This window comes from Richelia intracellularis HH01 (assembly GCF_000350105.1).
Taxonomy (GTDB): domain Bacteria; phylum Cyanobacteriota; class Cyanobacteriia; order Cyanobacteriales; family Nostocaceae; genus Richelia; species Richelia intracellularis.
On sequence record NZ_CAIY01000040.1, the window covers coordinates 1 to 2,004 of the forward strand.

The 2,004-nt window shown below is 29.5% G+C and carries 1 protein-coding gene; it reads left to right on the top strand.

The genetic code is table 11. The annotated features are described in order from the left end of the window. The first annotated feature begins 510 nt into the window (after positions 1-510). The gene (gene era / locus RINTHH_RS04850) at positions 511-1,467 is read left to right on the top strand and encodes a GTPase Era (RefSeq protein WP_008233565.1); all 957 of its coding nucleotides are present in this window, start codon (positions 511-513) and stop codon (positions 1,465-1,467) included. Positions 1,468-2,004: the final 537 nt, after the last annotated feature.

The window sequence follows — 2,004 nt, forward strand, 5'->3', positions numbered from 1 at the left end:
TTTTTTATATTAGACTGCTATTAAATTAACCTCATTGTATTTTAGTTTATAGGAGTGTGCTTTACTAATATATAAAAGCAAACCCAATGTTTACTATTCATTTATATCTTGTATATCTTGATTGTGAGTTTTTTTTATAACTTACCTGAGATTTAAAATACCTTCTTAAAATAAAAGATTCTAATTTCTCTGTTGGAAATAGTTTTGTTGAAAATAGTATTTTTCTATGGAGTCAGAAAAGTATTTATTACAATTTAGATAAAATCTCAAATATATCATCCCATTATGTATCAAATAATAGGTATAAAAGTATAGGGTTTATTTGATATATAAAAAAACCTTAATTTCTCATATATATTGTAGTTCAATACTGTAAGTCAATCATATTGATCGTTATATTTATTAAGTAAAAATTTACTCTAAAGTTCAGTAATATCAAAACTTTTGACTTCCTATCATTAACAAAATGGTATCATTTTTTTACCTTAAAATAGAGCAGGAAAACCACTAGTGAATAGTTCTGAAAGTAATATATTATTTTCTTCTAGGACATCTAAGATTTTACAAGCTCCTCCTGAATTAAAATCAGGATTTGTTGGCATTATTGGTCGCCCCAATGTTGGTAAATCTACTTTGGTTAATCACCTAATAGGTCAGAAAGTTGCTATAACCTCCCCCATCGCACAAACTACACGCAATCGTTTGCGGGGAATTTTAACTACTCCAGAAGCACAATTAATTCTTGTTGATACTCCAGGTATTCAAAAACCACATCATCAATTGGGTAGAATCTTAATACAAAATGCGAAAAGAGCAATTGAATCAGTGGATATACTTCTATTTGTGGTAGATAGTACAACTGAATGTGGTGCAGGTGATCGCTATATTGCTGAGTTACTCAAAAAATATCCTACGCCAGTTATTTTAGGAGTTAATAAAATTGACCAAGAATACACTGATAGTAAGGAAATTGATAGAAGTTATACTGAACTATCAGAAATGTATAGCTGGCAAATGGTAAGATTTTCTGCCAAGGTGGGGAAAAATTTACCCCAGTTACAGCAATTACTCATCCAAAATCTAGAACCAGGACCTTACTATTACCCTCCAGATTTGCACACAGACCAGCCAGAAAAATTTATCATGGGTGAATTGATTCGCGAGCAGATATTACTATTAACCAAAGAAGAAATACCTTACTCAGTCGCAATTGCAATTGATTTGGTTCTAGAGACTCCTACTATTACTCGCATAATTGCAACCATTAATGTGGAACGTGATTCTCAAAAAGGAATCTTAATCGGTAAGGGTGGATTAATGCTAAAAGCCATTGGAAGTAAAGCTAGAAAACAAATTCAAAAGCTAATTTCTGGAAAAGTGTACTTAGAACTTTTTGTTAAAGTAAAACCTAAATGGCGACAGTCAAGGATTCGCTTGGCAGAACTTGGTTACTCTATGGAAGAGTAAACAAGTAAAAATATAGTCTTCTGGCAATCAGTATTTAAGAGTATAAAATATATTGTATTCAAACCATAGTATAGTGGTAATGGATATCAGATTCTTTGAATTAGATGAAATGCCAGGAGATACATACATTAATGTTAAATTATTAAATAATTTAACGGTTATTTCTGCATATTAATATTAATACAAGAGAGACTAAAACTAATAAAGTTTTAGGCTATTTATATCGATTCTTATCGTATAAAAGCGTAGCCATATTCTACAGTAGAAGAATATAGTGACAACTAATACTTAAGGCATTAATCATATTAATCTGCAAATAATTAGTGAAACTATTTACTCTCTAAATCCAGATATAAAGTAACTTATAAGACTCTAAAATATAACTTAGCCAGATATACCTGAATAAGAAATGGTAATTCTCAAATATTTTTTAGGTATATATATCTACAACTATATGGAAAGTTAAGATTGAATCTTCACTTAACAGATATATATATTTATAGAAATATATATAAGCTAATGGTTACTAATACTTAT